General features: G+C 49.2%; 25 protein-coding genes. 6 read left to right on the forward strand and 19 right to left on the reverse strand.

The window, feature by feature from the left end:
• Positions 1–174 precede the first annotated feature (174 nt).
• From BUB68_RS13700 to fapR, 10 genes are all read right to left on the reverse strand, one after another.
• Positions 175–981 carry an MBL fold metallo-hydrolase gene (locus BUB68_RS13700; RefSeq protein ID WP_073092556.1) on the reverse strand — a complete coding sequence of 269 codons (807 nt, stop codon included), beginning with the start codon at positions 979–981 and terminating at the stop codon, positions 175–177.
• Between the two features lie 28 nt (positions 982–1009).
• Positions 1010–1732, reverse strand: a complete 723-nt coding sequence (gene rnc / locus BUB68_RS13705; protein ID WP_073092559.1) for a ribonuclease III — start codon at positions 1730–1732, stop codon at positions 1010–1012.
• A gap of 14 nt (positions 1733–1746) precedes the next feature.
• Positions 1747–2991: a beta-ketoacyl-ACP synthase II gene (fabF, locus tag BUB68_RS13710; protein WP_073092562.1), complete on the reverse strand. Its 1245-nt coding sequence runs from the start codon at positions 2989–2991 to the stop codon at positions 1747–1749.
• 42 nt (positions 2992–3033) lie between these two features.
• Positions 3034–3978 (reverse strand): NAD(P)H-dependent flavin oxidoreductase, encoded by a 945-nt coding sequence (locus BUB68_RS13715; protein WP_073092566.1) that lies wholly within the window; start codon positions 3976–3978, stop codon positions 3034–3036.
• 88 nt (positions 3979–4066) lie between these two features.
• Positions 4067–4294 (reverse strand): acyl carrier protein, encoded by a 228-nt coding sequence (locus tag BUB68_RS13720; RefSeq protein ID WP_014423880.1) that lies wholly within the window; start codon positions 4292–4294, stop codon positions 4067–4069.
• A 41-nt stretch (positions 4295–4335) separates the two neighbouring features.
• On the reverse strand, positions 4336–5079 hold the full coding sequence (fabG, locus tag BUB68_RS13725; protein ID WP_073092569.1) for a 3-oxoacyl-[acyl-carrier-protein] reductase: 744 nt from the start codon (positions 5077–5079) through the stop codon (positions 4336–4338).
• A gap of 1 nt (position 5080) precedes the next feature.
• Positions 5081–6025 (reverse strand): ACP S-malonyltransferase, encoded by a 945-nt coding sequence (fabD, locus tag BUB68_RS13730; protein ID WP_073092571.1) that lies wholly within the window; start codon positions 6023–6025, stop codon positions 5081–5083.
• Positions 6026–6040: 15 nt separating this feature from the next.
• The gene (gene fabK / locus BUB68_RS13735; protein WP_073092574.1) at positions 6041–6988 is read right to left on the reverse strand and encodes an enoyl-[acyl-carrier-protein] reductase FabK; all 948 of its coding nucleotides are present in this window, start codon (positions 6986–6988) and stop codon (positions 6041–6043) included.
• A gap of 53 nt (positions 6989–7041) precedes the next feature.
• Positions 7042–8061: a phosphate acyltransferase PlsX gene (gene plsX / locus BUB68_RS13740; protein ID WP_073092577.1), complete on the reverse strand. Its 1020-nt coding sequence runs from the start codon at positions 8059–8061 to the stop codon at positions 7042–7044.
• 15 nt (positions 8062–8076) lie between these two features.
• Positions 8077–8637, reverse strand: a complete 561-nt coding sequence (fapR, locus tag BUB68_RS13745; RefSeq protein ID WP_073092580.1) for a transcription factor FapR — start codon at positions 8635–8637, stop codon at positions 8077–8079.
• Positions 8638–9158: 521 nt separating this feature from the next.
• On the opposite strand from fapR, the gene BUB68_RS13750 reads away from it, so the two are divergent.
• Positions 9159–10667 carry an IMP dehydrogenase gene (locus tag BUB68_RS13750; RefSeq protein WP_073092583.1) on the forward strand — a complete coding sequence of 503 codons (1509 nt, stop codon included), beginning with the start codon at positions 9159–9161 and terminating at the stop codon, positions 10665–10667.
• 193 nt (positions 10668–10860) lie between these two features.
• Here BUB68_RS13750 and BUB68_RS13755 read toward each other — a convergent pair whose 3' ends face one another.
• From BUB68_RS13755 to BUB68_RS13775, 5 genes are all read right to left on the reverse strand, one after another.
• A complete protein-coding gene (locus BUB68_RS13755; protein WP_073092585.1) occupies positions 10861–11703 on the reverse strand; it encodes a metal ABC transporter permease in 843 nt (280 codons plus the stop codon).
• On the reverse strand, positions 11703–12488 hold the full coding sequence (locus BUB68_RS13760; protein ID WP_073092588.1) for a metal ABC transporter ATP-binding protein: 786 nt from the start codon (positions 12486–12488) through the stop codon (positions 11703–11705). Before BUB68_RS13760 ends, BUB68_RS13755 begins: the two co-directional genes overlap by 1 nt.
• 15 nt (positions 12489–12503) lie before the next feature.
• Entirely contained in the window at positions 12504–13241 is a 738-nt protein-coding gene (locus BUB68_RS13765) for an ABC transporter permease (RefSeq protein WP_073092591.1), read from the reverse strand.
• Complete coding sequence (locus BUB68_RS13770; RefSeq protein ID WP_073092594.1) at positions 13242–14114, reverse strand: ABC transporter ATP-binding protein; 873 nt, start codon at positions 14112–14114, stop codon at positions 13242–13244.
• Between the two features lie 132 nt (positions 14115–14246).
• On the reverse strand, positions 14247–15575 hold the full coding sequence (locus tag BUB68_RS13775) for a WG repeat-containing protein (RefSeq protein WP_073092597.1): 1329 nt from the start codon (positions 15573–15575) through the stop codon (positions 14247–14249).
• A gap of 168 nt (positions 15576–15743) precedes the next feature.
• Between BUB68_RS13775 and BUB68_RS13780 the strand changes: the two genes are divergently transcribed.
• Complete coding sequence (locus tag BUB68_RS13780; RefSeq protein WP_073092600.1) at positions 15744–16253, forward strand: DNA-deoxyinosine glycosylase; 510 nt, start codon at positions 15744–15746, stop codon at positions 16251–16253.
• A gap of 445 nt (positions 16254–16698) precedes the next feature.
• On the opposite strand, the gene BUB68_RS13785 is transcribed toward BUB68_RS13780, so the two are convergent.
• Positions 16699–17085: a desulfoferrodoxin family protein gene (locus BUB68_RS13785; RefSeq protein ID WP_073092603.1), complete on the reverse strand. Its 387-nt coding sequence runs from the start codon at positions 17083–17085 to the stop codon at positions 16699–16701.
• A gap of 86 nt (positions 17086–17171) precedes the next feature.
• Entirely contained in the window at positions 17172–17669 is a 498-nt protein-coding gene (locus tag BUB68_RS13790) for a methylated-DNA--[protein]-cysteine S-methyltransferase (RefSeq protein ID WP_073092618.1), read from the reverse strand.
• A 136-nt stretch (positions 17670–17805) separates the two neighbouring features.
• Between BUB68_RS13790 and BUB68_RS13795 the strand changes: the two genes are divergently transcribed.
• A complete protein-coding gene (locus BUB68_RS13795; protein ID WP_073092605.1) occupies positions 17806–18381 on the forward strand; it encodes a BsuPI-related putative proteinase inhibitor in 576 nt (191 codons plus the stop codon).
• On the opposite strand, the gene BUB68_RS13800 is transcribed toward BUB68_RS13795, so the two are convergent.
• Together BUB68_RS13800 and BUB68_RS13805 are read right to left on the reverse strand one after the other, a co-directional pair.
• Positions 18375–18632 carry a Txe/YoeB family addiction module toxin gene (locus BUB68_RS13800; RefSeq protein ID WP_073092607.1) on the reverse strand — a complete coding sequence of 86 codons (258 nt, stop codon included), beginning with the start codon at positions 18630–18632 and terminating at the stop codon, positions 18375–18377. The two genes, BUB68_RS13795 and BUB68_RS13800, sit on opposite strands and share 7 nt — an antisense overlap.
• Complete coding sequence (locus BUB68_RS13805; RefSeq protein ID WP_073092610.1) at positions 18626–18880, reverse strand: type II toxin-antitoxin system RelB/DinJ family antitoxin; 255 nt, start codon at positions 18878–18880, stop codon at positions 18626–18628. Before BUB68_RS13805 ends, BUB68_RS13800 begins: the two co-directional genes overlap by 7 nt.
• A 347-nt stretch (positions 18881–19227) precedes the next feature.
• Here BUB68_RS13805 and BUB68_RS13810 point away from each other — a divergent pair, with 347 nt between their 5' ends.
• From BUB68_RS13810 to BUB68_RS13820, 3 genes are all read left to right on the forward strand, one after another.
• Positions 19228–19437 carry a hypothetical protein gene (locus BUB68_RS13810; RefSeq protein ID WP_143188178.1) on the forward strand — a complete coding sequence of 70 codons (210 nt, stop codon included), beginning with the start codon at positions 19228–19230 and terminating at the stop codon, positions 19435–19437.
• A 155-nt stretch (positions 19438–19592) separates the two neighbouring features.
• A complete protein-coding gene (locus BUB68_RS13815) occupies positions 19593–20504 on the forward strand; it encodes a hypothetical protein (protein WP_073092615.1) in 912 nt (303 codons plus the stop codon).
• A gap of 249 nt (positions 20505–20753) precedes the next feature.
• A partial coding sequence (locus BUB68_RS13820) for a transposase (protein WP_178139543.1) occupies positions 20754–21223 on the forward strand: 470 nt, incomplete at its 3' end.

Here is a 21223-nt window from a genome sequence, read left to right on the forward strand (position 1 = left end):
ATCCGATACTCGGCTTGTCGAGAGCAGTTAATGAGCAACAAAATTTATAAAGATATTTAACATATATTGCTAAGTTTGTTTATAAATACAGCATGACCCTCTTATTGCATGGAAAATAAAAACCCGGTATAAGTGTTCCTGGAACGCTTATACCGGGTTTTATTGTTCATGCCTTCATAATTCAATTACATCCAAATCATCCGGCACAAAGATATTGCCATGATAATATTCCCGCGCTTCAGCCGTATAATCGGCCTTACGGGTGGCAATATGCTTATCCTCAGTATGATAAAGCACCAGATTCTTCACGGCCAGTTCCTCTGCCAGCTCGCTGGCTTCCTTGACCGTGCTGTGATTCTTCTCATAGGGTTTGAAGATATCCCTGTCCTTGTACTGGCAGAAAGCCTCAGCCAGCAACCAATCAGCTTTTTCCGCATACTGCCGGGCGTGTTCGTTATAAGGTTCGTCTCCCAGACAGGTAAACTTCAGGCCATCGGCAAATTGGAGTTCATAGCCAAATTGCTTGGCCTTGGTGGACATGATATCAAAAGCTGTCATCTGGAACATCGGCAGGTCAACACTTTGGCCGTCTACCACTTCATGAAGCAGGATATCCGTCCCTACCCGGGCAAAGTCCTTTTTCTTCAGGGTCATTGCCGACATCTTTTCCAGCATGTCCTTGACCACATCATGGCAGTAGATATGGAACTGACCTTCGTATTTGCCCTTATTCATGAGGTCAGCCACCTTGCGGATAATCCAGACCACGCCTAGAACATGGTCCGTGTGGCCGTGGGTCACGAACATATGATGGCATTTGTTGTAATCGAAGTCCGTTACTTCCAGCTGACGCAGGATGCCATTGCCGCCGCCGGCATCCGTCAGGAAAAGACTGCCATCTTCCAGTTCCAAAAAGAAACAGGTGTTGAAGCATTTCGTGGCCATGGCAAAGCCAGTGCCCAGGATCACTAATTTTCGCATAATATCTCCTTTAGTCCCTTTCGTCAGCCTACTTCTTTGTTGTTATCTTTTCCAGCGCTTCTTTGGCTGCCCGTTGTTCGGCTTCTTTCTTGCTGCGGCCGGTACCGGTGCCCATGACCTTGCCGGTGATGCGCACGTTGAAAGTGAATTTCTTGTCGTGGTCAGGGCCAGAGGTGCTGACCAGTTCATAGCTCACGGTCTGCTGCGCTTCCTGATAGACCACTTCCTGCAGGATGGTCTTGTAATCCTTGAGGATTGCCCCCTGCTCTACCTGCCTGAACAGCGGCATCAATTGGCGGACCACATAATCCTGAGCCACATCCCAGCCCTGGTCAAGATAGATCGCACCGATCACGGCTTCGAACACATCTTCCAGATTGGTTTGCCGGTCACGGCCGCCACTCATTTCCTCGCCGTGCCCCAATAACAGGTAGTCGCCCAAATGAAGCGTCCGAGCAAGTTCCGCAAGACTGGTAGAACAGACAATACTGGCACGGGTCTTGGTCAGCTGCCCTTCGGGCATTTGCGGAAAGTGCATATAAAGATAGGTGCTGGAGGCAAGCTCCAGCACCGCATCTCCTAAAAATTCGAGACGTTCATTATGGACGATGTTTTTTTCCTTGGCTTCATTCGCATAGGAAGAATGAATCAGAGCCTTGTGGAGCAAAGTCAAATCCTGGAACTCCACACCCAGCCGTGCGGCCAACTCTTGAAGATCTGCCTTACGCTTCGCCGATAAAATTTCTCCCATCGCCCGTAGTCCTCTTATTCTGCATACTTCTTCAAGAGCAGGCAGGCGTTGTGGCCGCCGAAACCGAAGGAGTTGGACATAGCGGCACGAACCGTCTTGGCTTTGGCCTTGTTCGGCACATAGTCGAGGTCGAGGCCTTCGTCCGGCGTTTCATAGTTGATGGTCGGGGGCAGCATATCGTTCTCGATAGCCATAGCCGTAGCAATGGCTTCAACGCCACCAGCAGCACCGAGCATATGACCCGTCATGGACTTGATGGAGGAAACGGAAACTTCCTTCGCAGCTTCGCCCCATACAGCCTTGATGGCTTCCGTCTCACCCTGGTCATTAAGGTGCGTAGACGTACCATGTGCATTCACATAGTCCACTTCTTCTGCCTTCATGCCAGCATCATCAAGAGCCAGCTGCATGCACTTAGCCTGGAACTCACCATGCGGAGCCGGGCTGGTCATGTGGTAAGCATCGGAGTTAGCACCGTAGCCCACAACTTCTGCGTAGATATGTGCGCCGCGAGCCTTGGCATGTTCGAGGCTTTCGAGAATCACGAGACCTGCGCCCTCGCCCATGACGAAACCGCTGCGGTTCTTGTCAAACGGACGGGAAGCATGTGCAGGGTCATCATTGTGATCCATGCACAGAGCCTTCATGGCAGCGAAACCTGCCACAGCAGCCTCGGAAACAGCAGCTTCCGTACCACCGGCTACCATCACGTCAGCATCGCCACGCTGGATCACGCGGAAGGCATCACCGATGCAGTTGGAACCCGTAGCGCAAGCCGTCACCGTGCAGCTGGACGGACCATGAAGCTTGTAAGTGATAGCCACCTGACCAGCTGCCATATTCGCAATCATCATAGGTACGAAGAATGGGCTGATACGGGAAGGTCCCTTAGCGAAGAACTTCTCGTACTGGGAATGCATGGTCTCGATACCGCCGATACCCGTACCGATGAACGTACCGATGCGGTCGAGGTTTTCCTGTTCCAGATCAAGGCCGGCATCCTTGATAGCCAGATCAGCAGCAGCTACAGCGAACTGCGTGTAACGGTCCATACGCTTGGACTCTTTCTTGTCGATATACTGGGTAGCATCGAAGTCCTTTACTTCGCCAGCAATCTGTGCCGTGAAGTCAGAAGCATCGAAACGGCTGATCTTGTCAATACCGTTGCGGCCTTCCATCAGGCCGTTCCAGAATTCATCCTTGCCGATACCGATTGGGGTAATGGCACCTACACCAGTGATAACTACGCGATTACTCAAAATGAATAACTCCTCTCATCTATTCATAGCGATGTACTATGCTTAGTTGGCAGCTTCAGCCTCCGCTTTCAGCTGCTCGAAAATTTCATGCACGGTCATGATCTTGTCAATGCGGGGCATGTATTCGCCCGTAAAGACCAGACCTGTCTCCACATCGCCCTGCTGAGCGCGGGTCAGCGCCCGGATGATGCAGAAATTGTGCTTGCACGCCTTCAGGCAGGCATCACACTGCTTCGGAGGCACGGGGCCTTCCATGACCCTGGCCGAAAACGGGGTGCGCACAGCACGGCCCGGCAGGCCAACAGGACTATGGATAACCACGATATCCTCCGGTTTGGATTTCAGATAATATTCTTTGAGGGCTGGTGCTGCATTGCTCTCCTCGCAGGCAGCAAACCGGGAACCCATCTGGACACCAGCGGCGCCCATCTTTATCAAATCAACGATGTCCTGGCCATGAAGAACGCCACCGGCTGCAATAACCGGAATATTCACAGCGGAGCTGACATCCGAAATCAGATCGCGCACGGACGTATCCGTACCCAGATGACCGCCAGCTTCCTTTCCTTCAAGGACAATTGCCGTAGCGCCAAGACGCTCTGAAATTTTAGCTAATTTAACGGAAGAAACGATGGGAACAATGGGTGTCCCGGATTCCTTCCCCAGTGCAAACATATCACGGGAAAAACCAGCGCCAGCTACGACAAGGTCAATACCTTCCTCAATAGCCACTTTGACCACTTCGGCAAAGTCATTGGCTGCCACCATGATATTGATACCGATGATACCAGACGTAAGCGAACGTGCGAGCCTAATTTCATACCGCAGTTCGTCATGGCTCATGCCGGATGCTGCAATGAGGCCGATACCGCCTTCATTGGCAACTGCTGCCGCCAGACGGGCTGTGGACAAGCGAATCGCCATACCGCCCTGCTGGATAGGTACACGGGCGACTTTATTGCCGATTTTCAGCTCTGGAAGTTTCAATGTTACTCCTCCAATCAAGCTTACCTACCTTGAAAAATCCCGCGAAAACTTGTTTCACGGGATTTTCAAACAGGTAAGACGCTCAAACTTATTTGTTCTGGTCTATGTAGGTAACTACGTCCTGAACGCTCTTGATCTTCTCAGCAGCTTCGTCCGGAATTTCAATGTTGAATTCTTCTTCGAAAGCCATGATCAGCTCAACAATATCCAGGGAATCAGCACCCAGATCATCGATGAATGTGGACTCGAGTGCAACCTCGTCAGCCTCAACACCTAACTGCTCAACAACGATATCTCTTACTTTATCAAAAGTCATGAAGTTTCACCTCCTTAAATTGATGTCCATCTATAGTTATATCACATAACCATGCCGCCGTCTACATTGATGACCTGGCCCGTGATATAGGATGCATTGTCCGATACGAGGAATGCCACAGCATTCGCTACGTCTTCCGGCGTGCCCATGCGGTTCAAGGGAATCCCCGTCAGCGTCATTTCCCGTGCCTTGTCCGTCATAGCTGCCGTCATATCCGTATCAATGAAGCCCGGTGCTACCATGTTCACCGTAATGCCGCGGGCTGCCAGCTCTTTGGCTGCGGACTTGGAGAAACCAATCACACCAGCCTTGGCTGCCGCATAGTTGGTCTGGCCGGCATTGCCCATCAGGCCAACAACAGATGCCATATTGATGATACGGCCGCTGCGCTTCTTCATCATGAGTTTGGACACGAGCTTCGTGCAGTAGAACACGCCCTTGAGGTTCGTATTGATGACTGCATCGAAATCTTCGTCCTTCATACGCATCAAGAGACCATCACGCGTGATACCAGCGTTGTTGACCAGGATATCAATCTGGCCAAACGCCTCAACCGTGGCATTTACCATGGCTTCTACAGCAACAGCATCTGCCACATCAGCCTGCACGAGAATGGCCTGTCCGCCATTCTTCTCGATCTCAGCCTTGACTTCTTCAGCCTTAGCCGTGTTGCCAGCGTAATTGATGGCAACCTTAGCTCCTTCAGCTGCTAATTTCAGGGCAATGGCTCTGCCAATGCCGCGGGAAGCACCCGTTACGAGGGCAACTTTTCCATCTAAAAGCATATTAGCGAACCTCCTTGAAATAGTCAAGAGTTTTTTGCAAGGATTCCAGATTTTCTACGTTCATGCTCGTAAGGCTCTTGTCAATACGGCGATTGAAACCGCAGAGCGTCTTGCCCGGGCCAGCTTCTACGAAAGTATCAGCACCGAATTCCTGCATGGTCTTCACGCAGTCGATCCATTTGACCGGATGGTCAGCCTGAGCAACGAGGTTAGCCTTGATTTCCGCTGCCGTATTCTCCAGTTTGCCCGTGAAGTTGGAAACCACAGGAATCTTGGCATCGCGGATGTCAACCTTATCCAGCTCAGCCGCCAACTTCTCAGCAGCCGGCTTCATCAGAGTGGAATGGAACGGAGCAGATACCGGCAGGATAACGGCCTTCTTGGCACCAGCTTCCTTCAGGATCTCTACCGCTGCTTCCACGCCTGCGGTGGTACCAGCAATAACCGTCTGGCCAGGGCAGTTGAAATTCACGGCCTGCACTTCACCAGCAGCTTCCGTAGCCTTGGCACAGGCATCGATGATGACTTCATCAGCCAGGCCGATGATAGCTGCCATGCCACCCTGACCTACCGGCACAGCCTCTTGCATAAACTGGCCGCGCTTGTGCACCAGCAGGACTGCATCCTGGAAATCCAGTACATCAGCAGCAACGAGTGCAGAATACTCGCCCAGGCTATGGCCGCCAACCACGTCTGGCTGAACACCATGTTCCTTCAGGATTTCGTTGGCAATCACGCTCATGGTCAGGATAGCCGGCTGCGTATTCGCCGTCAGCTTCAGATCCTCTGCAGGGCCTTCAAAGCACATATCCTTGATGGAATATCCCAGTGCTTCATCAGCCTCTTTGAACAGCTTCTTAGCCACTTCATACTGCTCGCAAAAATCCTTGCCCATGCCTACAGCCTGAGCACCTTGTCCTGGGAATACAAATGCTAATTTATTCAAGACGATAACCCCCAATTACTTGCAATTTCCCTGAATAGCAGTTATAACATTTGGCAGACCGCCAACAATGTCTTCAATAATCTGTTTCACCGGCTTGATGTCATTAAGCATGCCGGAAATTTCGCCGATCATCACGGAGCCGTTCTCTACATCGCCTTCATGGGTTGCACGATGCAGGCTGCCTACGCCCAGTTTTTCCAGTTCTTCTGCAGATGCACCAGCAGCTTCCATTTCTTCATACTTGCGGGAAAGCTTGTTGGCAATCACGCGGGCCGGATGACCCAGGCTCTTGCCCGTAACCACGGTGGAGCGGTCCTTGGCCTTCAGCACGAGGTTCTTGTAGTTTTCATGCGCGATGCATTCCTCGCTCAATACGAAACGGGTACCCATCTGCACAGCCTGTGCTCCCAGAGCGAAAGCCGCTGCCATACCACGGGAATCTGCGATACCACCAGCACCGATTACCGGTACATCAACAGCATCCACTACCTGCGGCAGCAGTGCCATAGTCGTGATCTCGCCGATATGACCGCCGGATTCCGTACCTTCAGCGATAACGGCATCTGCACCAATGCGCACGAGACGCTTGGCCAAAGCTACAGAAGCTACCACGGGGATAACCTTCGTGCCGATTTCCTTGAGTGCCGGCAGATATTCGCCAGGGTTGCCGGCGCCCGTAGTGATGACCGGTACACGCTCATCAATCACAACCTGCATTACTTCTTTGACGAACGGGCTCATCAGCATGATGTTCACGCCAAACGGCTTATCCGTCCAGCCCTTGCACTTCTGAATCTCTGCCCGCAGAACATCGGGGGGCATGTGACCAGCACCGATAAGGCCCAGACCGCCGGCATTGGAAACTGCCGAAGCCAGTTCTGCCGTACCAATCCAAGCCATGCCGCCTTGGAAAATCGGGTACTTTATGTTCAGTAACTTACAGATTGCATTGTTTTCAAACATTAAATACGTCCTCCTTAGCCTCTCTCAATGCTGGATTCCTCGTCCGGCCACGATTAAGACTCTTTCATTAACACTTCTTCTTGCTCCAAAGTTTCCTTGATATGCTCCAGGACCTTTCCGTTCACATAATCATTAGCCACTCCGATAGCACTGCAAATGGACTTTGCATTTGACGAACCATGACTGATGATGCATACGCCATTGACACCCAAAAGTGGTGCGCCGCCGTATTCAGAAGCATCCAGCCGCTTGCCCAGCTTCTTGAGCGTCGGCATCAGCAGCAGTGCTCCCAGCTTCGCCAGGATGCCGCCTTCCTTGATGGCTTCCTTGATCAACTTCATGATGGTCTTTGCTAAGCCCTCTGCAAATTTTAACACAACATTGCCCACAAATCCATCACAAATTACAACATCAAAGTTTCCCTTCGGGATATCACGGCCTTCGGCATTCCCGCAGAAGTTGATGGTATGCATCTCTTTGAGCAGTGGATAAGTTTCCCTTACCTGCTCATTTCCTTTGGATTCTTCCTCACCGATGTTCAGAAGCCCTACCCGCGGATTTTTGATGCCAAAGACATATTCCGCATAAATCGATCCCATCATGCCGCTCTGTACCAGATGAATCGGCTTGGAATCCACATTAGCACCGGAATCGAGCAACATCGTCACGCCTTTGGATGTCGGGATTGGCGTAGCGATAGTCGGCCTGCCAATCCCCTTGATACGCTTCAGGATCAGCTGAGCTGCCGTCACCGCTGCTCCCGTACTGCCAGCAGAGAGCACAGCATCACACTCACCCTCTTTTACCAGTCTGGTCGCTACTACCACGGAAGAATCTTTCTTCGTCCGCACAGCATCGGCAGGATGCTCATCCATCTCAATGACCTGACTCGTGTGATAAATGGTAATGCCGAGATTTTCCCAGCCATTTTCCCGCTTGAGTACCTCGCGGATTCTATCTTCATCACCGACCAGAACAATCTCACAGCCGTATTTTTTCGCCGCACGTACAGCACCGAAAACGATCTGCTCAGGAGCAAAGTCGCCTCCCATTGCATCAACTGCAATTTTCACGAATCTATTTCCCCCTTATCTGTCTCCCCAGGAAACCACGATGAATTTCGCGCGGAAAACTTCTTGGGTTTCATTATGGGTTTTTACCCATATAAAATATTTATTACCTCTCACCTTGACAATTTCCGCCTTGGCAATCAGTTTTTCACCTACATGAACAGGCACCTTATACTTCACATTGGCCACACCAGTAACCGCCATTGGTGCGTCTACGATGGCCATTGCCAAAGAATCCGCCTGAGAAAACATAAAATGCCCCTTGGCAATCTGCGTTTTGCCAAAGACCATATCTTCCGTTATTCTCAGCAGAGAAATGCCCGAATGACCAAGTTCCAGATCAATAAGCTCACCTACCACTTCATTGCTCTGGATAGCCTTTACCTTATTCTGAGCATTTTCGGCCATCTTGCGGATGCGTCCCCGCAGTTCCGGGATGCCCAATTCCAACCGGTCCAGCCTTATCGTCTGCACACTGACATCTAACTGTCTGGCCAGTTCCTCATCCGTCAGAAAAGGCTTGCTTTTAACTTTTTCAATCAATAATTCTTGCCGGATCTTTTTCTTCACTCTTGCCATTCGTACACCTCCCTCCTAATTTAGTACCTGCTATTACGTCCTCATAACATTGCCTATTATACGTTGTACCTCCTAAAAATGCAAGGGACAAATGACATTTTTTTATGACCGCCTTTCTTTATTAAAACCTTCAGAAAATTGTTGACTTTAAGTCTCTTCTGTGATAATATATCTGTAATTAGAGAGAAGCAACTCGAAAAAGGTAATAGCTAGCCGTAGAGATTGTTTCATCTAATAGTAGAACTGGCTCGTGAAGGAGGGGAGTCCAATGGGCCCGTAAGACTGGTTCCCATGAAGATAATGAAAATAGAATGCGTGATGATTAACTAGCAGCTTGACCGGATAAGGCAAGCTGCTAGTTGCATTTCCTTATTATATAAGTGTAAAGTTGTAACATGAATTTAATTTTCTGATTGACACGAGGTTAGCATTTATATTAAGATATAAAACAATATACATGACGGCACACGCCGTTCATGGCTTTATGTAGATTCACTAGTATCAAGAAAGAAGGGGTTAAGTTGGCATTCTATTTTGAAGAACCATCACACACTTTTGGCGAGTATCTCCTCGTTCCCGGCTATTCCTCGGACAAATGCATCCCAGCAAATGTTTCCTTGAAAACACCGCTGGTCAAGTTCCGCAAGGGTGAGGAACCGAAGATTTCCATGAACATCCCTATGACCTCTGCTATCATGCAGGCGGTTTCCGATGACAACATGGCTATCGCACTGGCCAAAGAGGGCGGTGTGTCCTTCATCTACGGTTCCCAGAGCATCGAAAATGAAGCCGCTATGGTTTCCCGCGTGAAACATTACAAATCCGGTTTTGTCAGCAGCGACTCCAACATCAAACCGTCCACGACCCTGGGCGAGATTCTCGATCTGCTGCAGGATACGGGCCACTCCACGATGGCTGTAACGGAAGACGGCACGGCCAATGGCAAGCTCCTGGGTATCGTCACGAGCCGCGACTACCGCGTTTCCCGCATGTCCATGGACACGCCAGCCAGCGAATTCATGACGGCTTTTGAAAACCTCGTTTATGCTAAGGCTGAGGAAGTTACTACGATTGGCCAGGCCAATGATATCATCTGGGAAAACAAGCTGAACATGCTGCCGATCATCGACAAGAATCAGCGTCTCCTCTACATGGTTTTCCGTAAAGACTACAATGCCAACAAAGACAATGAGCTCGAACTCATTGACGATCAGAAGCGCTATATCGTCGGTGCTGGTATCAACACCCGCGATTACGCTGAACGCGTGCCTGCCCTGCTGGAAGCTGGCGCCGATGTCCTCTGCATCGACTCCTCCGAAGGCTTCTCCGAATGGCAGCGCATCACCCTCAAATACATCCATGAAAACTTCGGCGAAGATGTCAAAGTCGGCGCCGGCAATGTCGTTGACGCCGAAGGCTTCCGCTTCCTGGCTGAAGCTGGCGCTGACTTCATCAAAGTCGGCATCGGCGGCGGCTCCATCTGCATCACCCGCGAAACCAAGGGTATCGGCCGCGGCCAGGCTACGGCTCTGATCGATGTCTGCCGTGAGCGTGACAAGTATTATGAAGAAACCGGCATCTATATCCCGGTCTGCTCCGATGGTGGTATCGTCCACGACTACCACATGACGCTGGCACTGGCTATGGGCGCAGACTTCCTGATGCTGGGCCGTTACTTCTCCCGCTTCGATGAAAGCCCGACGGACAAAGTCAAAGTCAACGGCACCTACTACAAGGAATACTGGGGCGAAGGTTCCAACCGTGCCCGCAACTGGCAGCGCTACGACCTGGGCGGCTCCAAGAAGCTCTCCTTCGAAGAAGGCGTTGACTCCTATGTTCCTTACGCCGGCCCGCTCAAGGACAACGTTGGCACGACACTTGCCAAGATTCGCAGCACCATGTGCAACTGCGGCTCCCTGAGCCTGCCTGAGTTCCGCGACAAGGCAAAACTCACGCTCGTATCCGCTACGAGTATCGTCGAAGGCGGTTCTCATGACGTAATCCTCCGCGATCGTCTGGGCCGCGAATAATAAACAGCGATAATAAAAATCCTCTTTTTCCATGAAAAAGAGGATTTTTTTAATCATATCGCGAAATATATACTCAGGTTACCAATCGAATGTGTGTTAATCCTTCTTCCCCTTGAAACACAGTAAAGAAGGTTAATGCACGGCGTTCCCCTTCTGCATTGCGCTGCGGCTTCGTTCGCAGCGCTTTTTTTATTCAGCGCACGAAACGCTCCTTCAGCAGCAGAGTCACAAAGAACATCAACGCCGCCAGCACCACGATGGTCGCTCCGGCTGCCATATTGAAATAATAGGCCAGCAGCAAACCGCTGAACCCGGCTGCCATAGCCACGATAACGGAAACAAGCTGATATTCCTTCACATCATTGGTCACGTTGCGGGCAGCGGCTGCGGGCAGTACCAGCAGGGCATTGATGATCAGAATGCCCACCCATTGAATGCTGATGGCCACCACCACAGCCAATAAGGCCGCAAATACGCTTTCCACCCAGAACGTGCTGATGCCCCGGCTGCGGGCGAAAGCCGAATTGATGGAGAGGACCAGCAGCCGATTGAACAGGAAGCCCCAACCAGCCAGTACCAGGACAAAGACCAGCAGCAAGGCCTGCAGGTCATCCGCCGTAATGCTCAACACATCACCAATCAGGAAGGAAGAGAATTTATTGAAGCCACCCCCACGGCTCATGATCATCAGACCGATAGCAATGGCCGTGGACGAAAAGACGCCAATGATCGTATCCGTAGAAGCTGTGCTCCTGTTCTTGATATAGGTGATGAACACCGCAAAAGCAATGGAGAAAATAACCAGAGACAGCAAGGGGGATGTCATGCCCAGCAAAACGCCGATGGCGATACCAGTGAAAGCACCATGCCCCAAAGAATCCGAGAAGAACGCCATGCGGTTGGACACCACCATGGTACTGAGCAGGCCGAACAACGGCGTGATCAGCAGGATGGCCAGAAAGGCATTCTTCATGAAAGTATAATGCGCCCAGTCAAAAGGCAGCAATATATCCATGATACTATAGATTTCTGTCATCAGTCCTCCTCCTTTCCTGTACTGGCCAGCATACCGAAAATCTGCCGGGTACGCTTATCGGCAAAGACTTCCTCCGGCGTACCGCTGGTCACTACTGCCTTGTTCAAAAGCACCACCTGATCGGCATGTTTGGCTACCATATTGAGATCATGAGAAATCAGCAGGATGGCCATATCCTCTTTTTCCCGCAGCTCTGCCAGAATCTCATAGAAGAGTTCCAGCCCATTCTGATCGACACCAGAAACCGGCTCATCCAGCAGCAGCAAATCCGGCAATGGATCTAAGGCCAGAGCCAGCAACACCCGTTGCAACTCACCGCCCGACAGTGCGCCCAGCCGCCGCTCCAACAGGTGTTCCGCATGCACCCGGGCCAGACTCTTCATGATCCGGGCATTGAGCTTGCGGCCAGAGGTCAGCCAGACCGGTTTCTCCCCCAGACAAGCCAGGAAGATATCCTTGACGCTTATCGGTGCACTCACATCGAAGTTCAGATATTGCGGCACATAGCCAATCACCGGCTGATTCCCCCGCCGGCCTTCAGCATCAGCATAGTGAAGGGTTCCCTTATGGGGCACTTCCCCCAGTATGGCCTTCAAGAGGGTACTCTTCCCTGCTCCATTGGGGCCGATAAGGGCCGTCAACTGACCACAATGCAGATGGATATTCACATCCTTGAAAATCGTAAGGCTCCCCGCCTGCACGCTGAAATTCTCGATTTTCGTGCAGCAGAGCTTGGCACAATCCGAGCAGGACGAAGCCTTATGATGCATGATATTCCTAAACAAATCCTCTTACTCCTTTCACCGCACCAGATTGCGGAAAGCCCGGCTGCCGAGATAAAAGCCGCCGATGGCGTAAACGCCCAGCACCGCCAAAGAGACCATATCTGCCCCATTGCCGCCCGCGAGGCTGCGCAGCAGGAAACTCGTATGCGTCAAGGGCAGCAACTCGATGAAATATCGCAGCAGATCCGGCAGGGCCTGAGTGGAAAAGAATGTCCCACACAAGAATGACATCGGCAGCAGGATATAGGTATTCACCTGACTCATTTCCTCATAAGTGCTGATCTTCATAGCCGCCAAAAAACCGATTTCTGCAAAGATGATACAGTTCAAAACCAATACCAACAATAACGATGGCGATAATTGCAGATTCGCTCCGAACAAGAACGCCAATAACACAATGATCGCACTGGAAATCAGCCCTCTGAGCACCGCTGCCAATACCTTGCCTAAGACAAAGGCATCCGGCACAATCGGCGCAATCAGATACTCCTCCAGACTCTTATGGTAGATGCGCTCGGCATGCACCGGCGTGATGCTGTTGAAGCTGATATTCATGGAATTGAGCGCCAATATTCCTGGCACCAGAAAATCTAAATAACTTCCTCCGCTGACCTGAATACTGCGCCCTAAGCCCCAGCCAAAGGCCACAAGATAAAGCATGGGTGCGACCATCCGGGCCAGGATGAATTTCGTCAGCCGCCGCTTCAGGACCACCCAGTCCCGCCAAAAGACGGTCCAAACATCATATAACAATCACAGCCCCTCCTTGCGCCCGGTAATCTCAATAAATACATCCTCAAGATTGGTAGGACGGATCAATATGCCGCCCACCGCTTCCTGCTCTGCCGCAAAGGTTGCGGCATCTTTTTTTTGGGCGAAGAACTTATAGGCACGTCCCTGTTCCTCATCCCACTCCACCGTGAATTTTCCCAGCCGCTCCTTGAGATTTTCCGGGGTATCCAGAGCCGTCAGCTTTCCCTTGTCCAGGATTGCGACCCGCTGACAGAGCGCTTCCGCTTCCTCAATATAATGCGTGGTCAAAAACACCGTCACCTGCTCCCGGGAAAGCTGGCGGATCAAGTCCCAAATCTTGCGGCGTACCTGCGGGTCAAGCGCCACCGTCGGTTCGTCCATGAACAGGATCTTCGGACGGTGAATCAGCGCCCGGGCTAGCAGCAGACGCCGCTTCATGCCCCCAGACAAGCGCCGCACACCATCATTGGCCACATCCTCAAGCTCCACATACGCCAAAAGCTCATCAATCCGTTCCTTCCGCTCCTTCGCCCCCATATGATGCAGGCGTGCATGCAGTTCCAAATTCTCCCGCACGGTCAGATCCTGATCGAAATTGACATGCTGGGGTACCACGCCAATCAGTTTCTTGATTGCCTGCGCCTTTTCCCGCACATCCTGTCCTTCGTAAGCAATACGCCCAGCGGTCGGCGCGAGCTGCAAAGTCAGCATGCGGATGGTCGTGGTCTTGCCCGCCCCATTCGGCCCCAGTAAGCCAAAGACTTCCCCCCGCCCTACCCGGAAGGAAATCCCATCCACCGCTGTCTTTTCTCCCTGCGTCCCCGACTGGGTACGATGGGGGAATTTTTTGGTCAAGTTCTCTATCGCAATCATATACCTGTCCTCTATCTAAAATTCGCTATAATCCTATTCTAGCAAATGTGTCAATCCCCCGAAACAGAAATTACGGGCAGCCCAGCGACAAAAGCCTTATCGAGCGGCTACCCGCAAAATATTTTTTTCTGCTCATTTCATTTCATAAAAACTGCTCACTTGCGTAAAACGTGGTGCCACCACGAGCTCTCCATCTTTGCCGAGGTATCCCCATTTCCCACCTATGCAGACCGGCAGCAGTCCCATAGCCATAATGCCAGCATCCGTAACCGTTGCTGGCAAATCTTTCACCACCTGACCGGATTTATCAATCAGCTGCCAGCCAGCTTCCGTGCGAACCGCTGATACGCCGCTGCCGAAAGGACGCATGGCCAGATAACGGGGACGGATATGCGTCCTGCCATCCATGCTCACAGCCCCCCACTTCTTATCCTTGCGTACCAGTGCCATCCCATCGGCAAAGGGCAATACTTCATCATAGCTGGTCGATACGATTTCCTTGCCCTGCCGGCTGATAAAGCCCCTCTTTTCATTGCTCTTCAACAAGTTATTGGGTGGCAGGCCGATCCCGCCTAAGGCAATGCTTGCTCCATAAGTCAATGAGCGCCATACATTCACTTTTTTCTTTACTTCATGGATTTCTGCCACGCCATTCTGAAACGGGCCAATATAACGCGAATCGCGCGGAATCAGCAAACGTCCCCGCTTATCTATATAGCCCTTTCCCTGTGGCGACTGCACCGCTGCCAGACCTTCGGAAAAGCCCGAGAAAACGTCACTGTATTGCGGCTTGATCCGGATAATGCCCTGCGGATCGACAAACCCCCATTTCCCCTGCTGTTTGATGGCCGCCAAACCCTGGGAAAAGTTTTGGACAGCATCAAACTGACAGCTTATGACAATTTCACCATTTGCCGTAGCATAGCCCCACTTGTCCTGCTGTTTTACGGCCACCAGCCCATCTTCATCAAATTCGCCGATATAAGCAAATTCCTCCGCACTGACAGGCGTGCCATCCCTGCGCACGAATTTCCAGACGGTCCCCTGCCGCACACCAAAACAATCATTTTCCTTTGTAACCGCCGTTATCTCATCATAGATGACGGGCAACAGCAATTTTCCCTCGCTGCTATACGCGCCCCAATGGGCTTCATTATTTTCCACGAGATAAGTTTTTCCATGACTGGGGATGAGGATATTCAGATACTCCACAGGTACGATGACCTGCCCATCCTGCCCCAAGACACCGCAGAGTTCCCCTTTCTTCAACATCAGGGCACCATTCGACCACGGCACAATCTTGTCATAAGCCAAAGGTATACGGAAATTTCCCTGTGTATCGATCACACCGCACAAATTGCTTTCCTGCACCACAGCCAAAGGAACCGCCTGCAAACTGTGCGGCCCCCATAAGGCCATCGTTGCCGCCATCACCAACAGGCTTTTTTTCCACTTCCTCATACGCCACGCCTCCCTCCCCTTATACACGACATCGCCATTACCTTGCTATTCTACAGCCCAGCCCGCATTCCCTGTCTCATCCTAGCATATCTGCCTGAAAAATAGCATGATATTTTCCCAGCAGGCGTGGTATGATAGAAACATCCTAAAATATACGGAGGTAATCCCATGCCAAATTCCAATCCCTATTGCACCGGCTTTGCTCCCAGCATCGATGCAAACTGCACCCATCTTATCCTCGGTTCCATGCCCAGTATAGCTTCCTTGGGCGCTCAACAGTATTACGCTCATCCCCAGAACCGCTTCTGGCCACTGATGGCCCGCATCCTGGAACAAACCACACCCCCGATAATATATAAAGAACGTCTGGCCATGCTGCTGCGCCACCATATCGCCCTTTGGGATTCCATCGCCAGCTGCGAACGCCCAGGCAGCCTTGATGCCGATATCAAAAACGAGCAGGGCAATGATTTCACTGCCCTGCTCGCACAATATCCTCATATCCATACCATCTGCTTCAACGGCGGCAAATCCTTCCAATGCTTCAAGAAGTATAACAAGGAACTCCTAAGCCGCCAGGACATCCACTTCTACAAACTTCCCTCCACCAGCCCGGCCAACGCCCGCTGGAAGATGGAAATGCTGGAAGAAGCATGGAAAGTACCCTTTAAAGAGTGAACTACTCCCGCCTATAGAGGCTGGAGCTTCCTGCTTCAACGAGAACTGCGATATATTCCGAGGAATATATTCGTCTTACACACTCTCCACAGGCGTAACTTCCCGTAGTTCCTACGGTAGTTGTGATTTGTCGGCTAATCTGACTTCGCACATGTTACATCCCGAATGGTTACGGGAAAGAGAGGATAATCACAAAACCCTTGTTCGTACCTGCTGGGAGCTTACTGCCTTGGTTATCGACGTTTCAGACTCCGTGAGACCGTAGCATAACAGTCTATAGAATTTCGCAGGTCTTCTCCTTTCTTAGAAGATTTCCGATATTCGTTGCTAAGATTGTACCACAAAACTATCTACGGAGCAATTGTCTGGCTCAATTACTTACGTAAATTCGCCAGACCCGCCTTCATCCCCCACCTAAGAGGTAGAGGACTTCTGGCGTACTAGGTTAAATATCAGCCTTCCACAGACCATGGAGATTGCAATACTCAAACACTGCCACCGGCGCATCTCCATCCGCGATCTTGAACACTGCTTCCGGTTTGTCGTCTGGCGTCAAATGACGCATCTGGCCACCATTTTTCGTCTGGACATGAATCCACTCAATCAGATGCTCCGGTGTCATGGGATGCGCTACGGAACCCACAGTTACCTTCAGCACGCCCGCAGCCTGGTCAAACTCCACGACCGGCACATGCTTCTCCTGCGCCGCATCCGTGGTGTTGGCCGTCAGTGCCGTCATTGGCTGCCCACAGCACATCATCTGCCCCTGTCCCTCATGAATCAGACCCACAAGATTTCCACAAATACTGCAACGATAGAATTTGCTTGCCATACCTTTTTCCTCCTTATATAATCCACAATAAATCTAACTGTTGTATCATTCTAGCTGCACAACACTAAATCCTGCTCAAGTCAAAATTACGCCAAAAAACCTTCATGTCTGAGCAGCCATTCCTTTCGCTGCAAGCCGCCCGTATATCCGGTAAGTCTGCCGTCCTTCCCAATAACCCTATGACAGGGAACGATGATGGCGATCGGATTATATCCTAATGCGCCGCCCACAGCCTGCGCCGACATCTTAGCCACGCCTTGCAACTTTGCAATCTGCCCAGCGATCTCCCCATAGGTTGTCGTTTGTCCATAAGGAATCATACGCAATATATCCCAAACAGCATTTTGGAATGCCGTGCCATTCAGAGATAGCGGCGGGGTAAAATCCGGTACCCTGCCAGCAAAATACAAATCCAGCCAACGGCAGGTATCTGCAAAAACCGGTAAACACGGAGCAACATTCTGCATATCGGCTTTATCTCCGCCATAAGGATAATCCATAAAATCCAATTCAGTCAAAGCCTTGCCATCACTGACCATAAGCAACGTACCCAAGGGCGAATCATAATGATAATGGTATGTCAGTTCTTCCATCTGCATCAATCCTTTCCCAATGAAAATTTCGTCATACAAACAAGCAAATCCTGCCCTCCCAGCAGGAATACAGTCTGACAGAATTGAATTACATTACGAATAAACAACGTCAGGAGGATGATTTCTTATGCGCCAAATATTAATCCCTATTATACTTGCTTCCTGCCTTCTTACTCCCACTGTTGCCCATGCCGGCTTCGGCACAGGTATCGGCATCACCTTCCCAGCCTCCGGGTCCAGTACGAAAACGCCCATTAACACCTATGCCGCCCTGCAGTTCGAGCAGATCACCGAGGAGCTGACGTTGCAGGAACGCCACGGACGGCTGCTTATGGAACTGAAAGTCTGCAACAACGGCGATGCGCCCTACACCATCAGCCACCGTGATGGACAGGTATATGACTTTCTCATCACGGACAAAAACGGCAAAAAAATATGGCAATGGTCCGATGGCATGGCCTTTACCCAGGCACTATGCACCACCACCATTGCCCCGCATAGCTTTGAAGTCTACAAAGCCGAACTGAACAGCAAAGACTACCGCAAAATAAAAGACGATGCCATACTCGCCACCGCCTTTCTATTAGATACCCCCTGCAAACTTTCCGCCAAGCTCCCCACCACCATCGCCAGCAACAGCACACCAGTCCTTATCCACGGCGGCGTGATATTCGGCAACAGAGCAGTTGCAGATGATCAGTAATGTTCCTTGCATTGGGCTATTTTTAAATTGTCATTTACGATTTTATAAACCAGCCTGTTCTTTTTGTCTATACGCCTGCTATACCAACCTTGCAGATTCCCTTTTAGAGCTTCCGGATTCCTTGTCCCTTCCAGTACGCCATTGCGCATAATGTCCTTCACTAGCTGATTGATCTTTTTGAGCGTTTTCTTATCCTGATTCTGCCACTCGACATAATCAGCCCAAGCTTCCTCATCCCACGTTATCAGCATTCTATCAGCTCATGCTCCTCCCCTTCACCTGCTTCCAGCCTACGAATAGCCGCCTGCAAGTGCCTTTGATTGGCTTCACTGTAAAAACTGTCTGCCTTAATCTCAAAAGGAATGGAGCCGGTACGGACAATAGCTTTCAACATCATCGTATAGGCAGTGGAAAGCGTCAGCCCCATCTGTTCACACAAAAATTCCGCTTGTGCTTTGAGCTGAGGTTCTACTCTCATGGTTACAGATACGGTTTTCATGCTATCACCTCTTTCTGCCTATATCATAGCATTAATGACATACAATGTAAATACATATACAGTATTTACACAATTACATTACACAGCTCTCAAACCCGGTACCTCATACCACCGTGTCTGCACGAGCTTGAGTTACCTTAGAAGTTACACAGCTCTCAAACAAGTGGCGCGTGACCATGCCTATGATTTGACCAGACTATCAATGTCCAAAATGTAAATCGGATGATATAAAGGCACTAAAACTTATCCAGAAAAAGCCTACATACGAATCACATAAGGGGAAGTATATTGTATTTTTAATATTGTTTTGTATGTGTGTAGTGAATTTTTTCAGCGTGGGGATAATAATGTTACCTCAAGGTGAAGAAAATGCCGTAGGGGGACTGGTATCCTTGGGTTTTATGGCATCAGGATTTTGGATAGGATACAAATACTATAAAAAAGAACATGATAAAAATTACAATGCATGCATAAAAAATATTAAATTTTGGAAAAATGGATACAAGTGTATGAGATGTGGAGAAGAATTCTCTTTGCCAGATAATAAGAGCAAATAAGTAATTATAACAAGAATGATGATTCTTTTATAGTCGGTAAAAGTTCTTCCTAAACTAAGCTATGGCAATCAATCGACTTGATAAAAATATAGTATCAAAATTGTCAGCGTTCTTGTATGATATGTTTACTGTCAGAAAACAAAGGAGATGACAATGTGAAAAGACTCATTTTGACAATAATTGCTATATTAATGATGGTCAATTTATCTTATGTATCAGCAAATAATAAACTCGTAGAAATTAATAATAATTATTACTGGTGTGGGAATAAGAATTTTATCTGTATACCTTTATCTGGGGGGAGTAGTGGAAGATATTCTATAATCGATATATCTTCAATAGTTGTAGTAGAAAACTCTAATTCAAATATTAAGTTTACAGCTCTTTGTTATGGTATAGACCCAAGTGGAAATATAGAGAATAAATCAACTTTTTCAATAAAAAGGATAAAACTTCCTATAAGCGTGTTCAAAATTGAAAGAGGAGTATTAAATTATGGATCTATAGAAATTACCTATGGTGAAAATACTCGCGAAGAAAAGCTTGGTAACTTATACTATGATTTTATAAAAGAAATCGAAAAACAGACTAATGGAAAAATTAGCTCAATAGACATATTCGGTGGTTATGTTAATTTTTCTAGTGATTATGTGTGGTACATTCCAAACATGCCTTTAGAATACCGTGCAAAATACGGAGATGGACTAGCGATAATTAAAATAAATGACATTTCCGCAACGATGAAAGATTATATGTCAACAGAGAAAGTTATTTCCCCTTTATTTTATTATTATATATTTCCACATTATAGTGATGATTATGTAAGAAGTCATCTGGCTGAAATTCATAATAAAAACGAAGATTTTATTATTACAAAAATGACTTTTGCGTTGACTAGTAATGGTAAATGGATAAGAGTATTGTCACCAGAAAACTATGCTAAATTTGGTGGGGCAAGTACTAATAATTACACTTGGGAAGAACTTCCATCAGGTTTGTTAGGGAAAATATATCGCGAGGTATGCGATTATACACTGAAATATCTTAATCATTCGATATCTAAATAACAGATTGATAATTTTGTCTTTACATAAATTTTTTATGTAGAGAACGATTGGTAAATAAAGGTTAAATACGAAAATGGGAGGCATGAAAAAAGCCACGCAGCCGCCAGCGCTGCCGTTTATAGCATAGTAGAAACCAGCAAAGCCAACGGCTTGGAGAGAGTATGAAAAAATCTCTGTAAATTAAGTTCCCCTCGAAATCATAAGGTCTTCTATGATAAACTATAATCAAATCATAGGAGGCCTTTTATCATGGCAAGAAAGAAAAAAGAGATTCACAAGGTAGAAATGACCGATGGCAAGCGTGCCATCATCCAGCAGTTGTTCCAAGAGTACAACATCGAGAGCGCTACTGATATCCAAGACGCCCTGAAAGACTTGCTGGGCGGCACCATCAAGCAAATGATGGAAACGGAAATGGATGAGCATCTAGGCTACAGCAAGTCTGAGCGCTCCGATAGTGAGAATGCCCGCAACGGATACAAAACCAAGCGTGTCAACAGCAGTTATGGCAGTTTTCAGATTGATGTCCCGCAGGATCGTCAGTCCTCCTTCCAGCCCCAGGTTGTCAAGAAGCGGCAGAAGGATATTTCCGCCATTGACGAGAAAATTATCTCTATGTATGCCAAAGGCATGACCACCAGACAGATCTCTGAAACTTTGGAAGACATTTACGGCTTCGAGGCTTCAGAAGGGTTCATATCCGATGTTACCGATAAAAT

This window comes from Pseudoselenomonas ruminantium (assembly GCF_900142515.1).
In the GTDB taxonomy this organism is placed as follows: domain Bacteria; phylum Bacillota; class Negativicutes; order Selenomonadales; family Selenomonadaceae; genus Selenomonas_A; species Selenomonas_A ruminantium_D.

Bases quoted from the DNA above. Each gene is read 5' to 3' on its own strand.
- BUB68_RS13755 (WP_073092585.1), bottom strand. From the start codon at position 11,703: ATGACAGAAATCTATAGTATCATGGATATATTGCTGCCTTTTGACTGG.
- BUB68_RS13775 (WP_073092597.1), bottom strand. From the start codon at position 15,575: ATGAGGAAGTGGAAAAAAAGCCTGTTGGTGATGGCGGCAACGATGGCC.
- BUB68_RS13795 (WP_073092605.1), top strand. From the start codon at position 17,806: ATGCGCCAAATATTAATCCCTATTATACTTGCTTCCTGCCTTCTTACT.
- fabK (WP_073092574.1), bottom strand. From the start codon at position 6,988: ATGTTTGAAAACAATGCAATCTGTAAGTTACTGAACATAAAGTACCCG.
- BUB68_RS13785 (WP_073092603.1), bottom strand. From the start codon at position 17,085: ATGGCAAGCAAATTCTATCGTTGCAGTATTTGTGGAAATCTTGTGGGT.
- BUB68_RS13700 (WP_073092556.1), bottom strand. From the start codon at position 981: ATGCGAAAATTAGTGATCCTGGGCACTGGCTTTGCCATGGCCACGAAA.
- fabG (WP_073092569.1), bottom strand. From the start codon at position 5,079: ATGCTTTTAGATGGAAAAGTTGCCCTCGTAACGGGTGCTTCCCGCGGC.
- BUB68_RS13770 (WP_073092594.1), bottom strand. From the start codon at position 14,114: ATGATTGCGATAGAGAACTTGACCAAAAAATTCCCCCATCGTACCCAG.
- BUB68_RS13805 (WP_073092610.1), bottom strand. From the start codon at position 18,880: ATGAAAACCGTATCTGTAACCATGAGAGTAGAACCTCAGCTCAAAGCA.
- fapR (WP_073092580.1), bottom strand. From the start codon at position 8,637: ATGGCAAGAGTGAAGAAAAAGATCCGGCAAGAATTATTGATTGAAAAA.
- BUB68_RS13780 (WP_073092600.1), top strand. From the start codon at position 15,744: ATGCCAAATTCCAATCCCTATTGCACCGGCTTTGCTCCCAGCATCGAT.
- BUB68_RS13810 (WP_143188178.1), top strand. From the start codon at position 19,228: ATGTTACCTCAAGGTGAAGAAAATGCCGTAGGGGGACTGGTATCCTTG.
- BUB68_RS13720 (WP_014423880.1), bottom strand. From the start codon at position 4,294: ATGACTTTTGATAAAGTAAGAGATATCGTTGTTGAGCAGTTAGGTGTT.
- rnc (WP_073092559.1), bottom strand. From the start codon at position 1,732: ATGGGAGAAATTTTATCGGCGAAGCGTAAGGCAGATCTTCAAGAGTTG.
- BUB68_RS13800 (WP_073092607.1), bottom strand. From the start codon at position 18,632: ATGCTGATAACGTGGGATGAGGAAGCTTGGGCTGATTATGTCGAGTGG.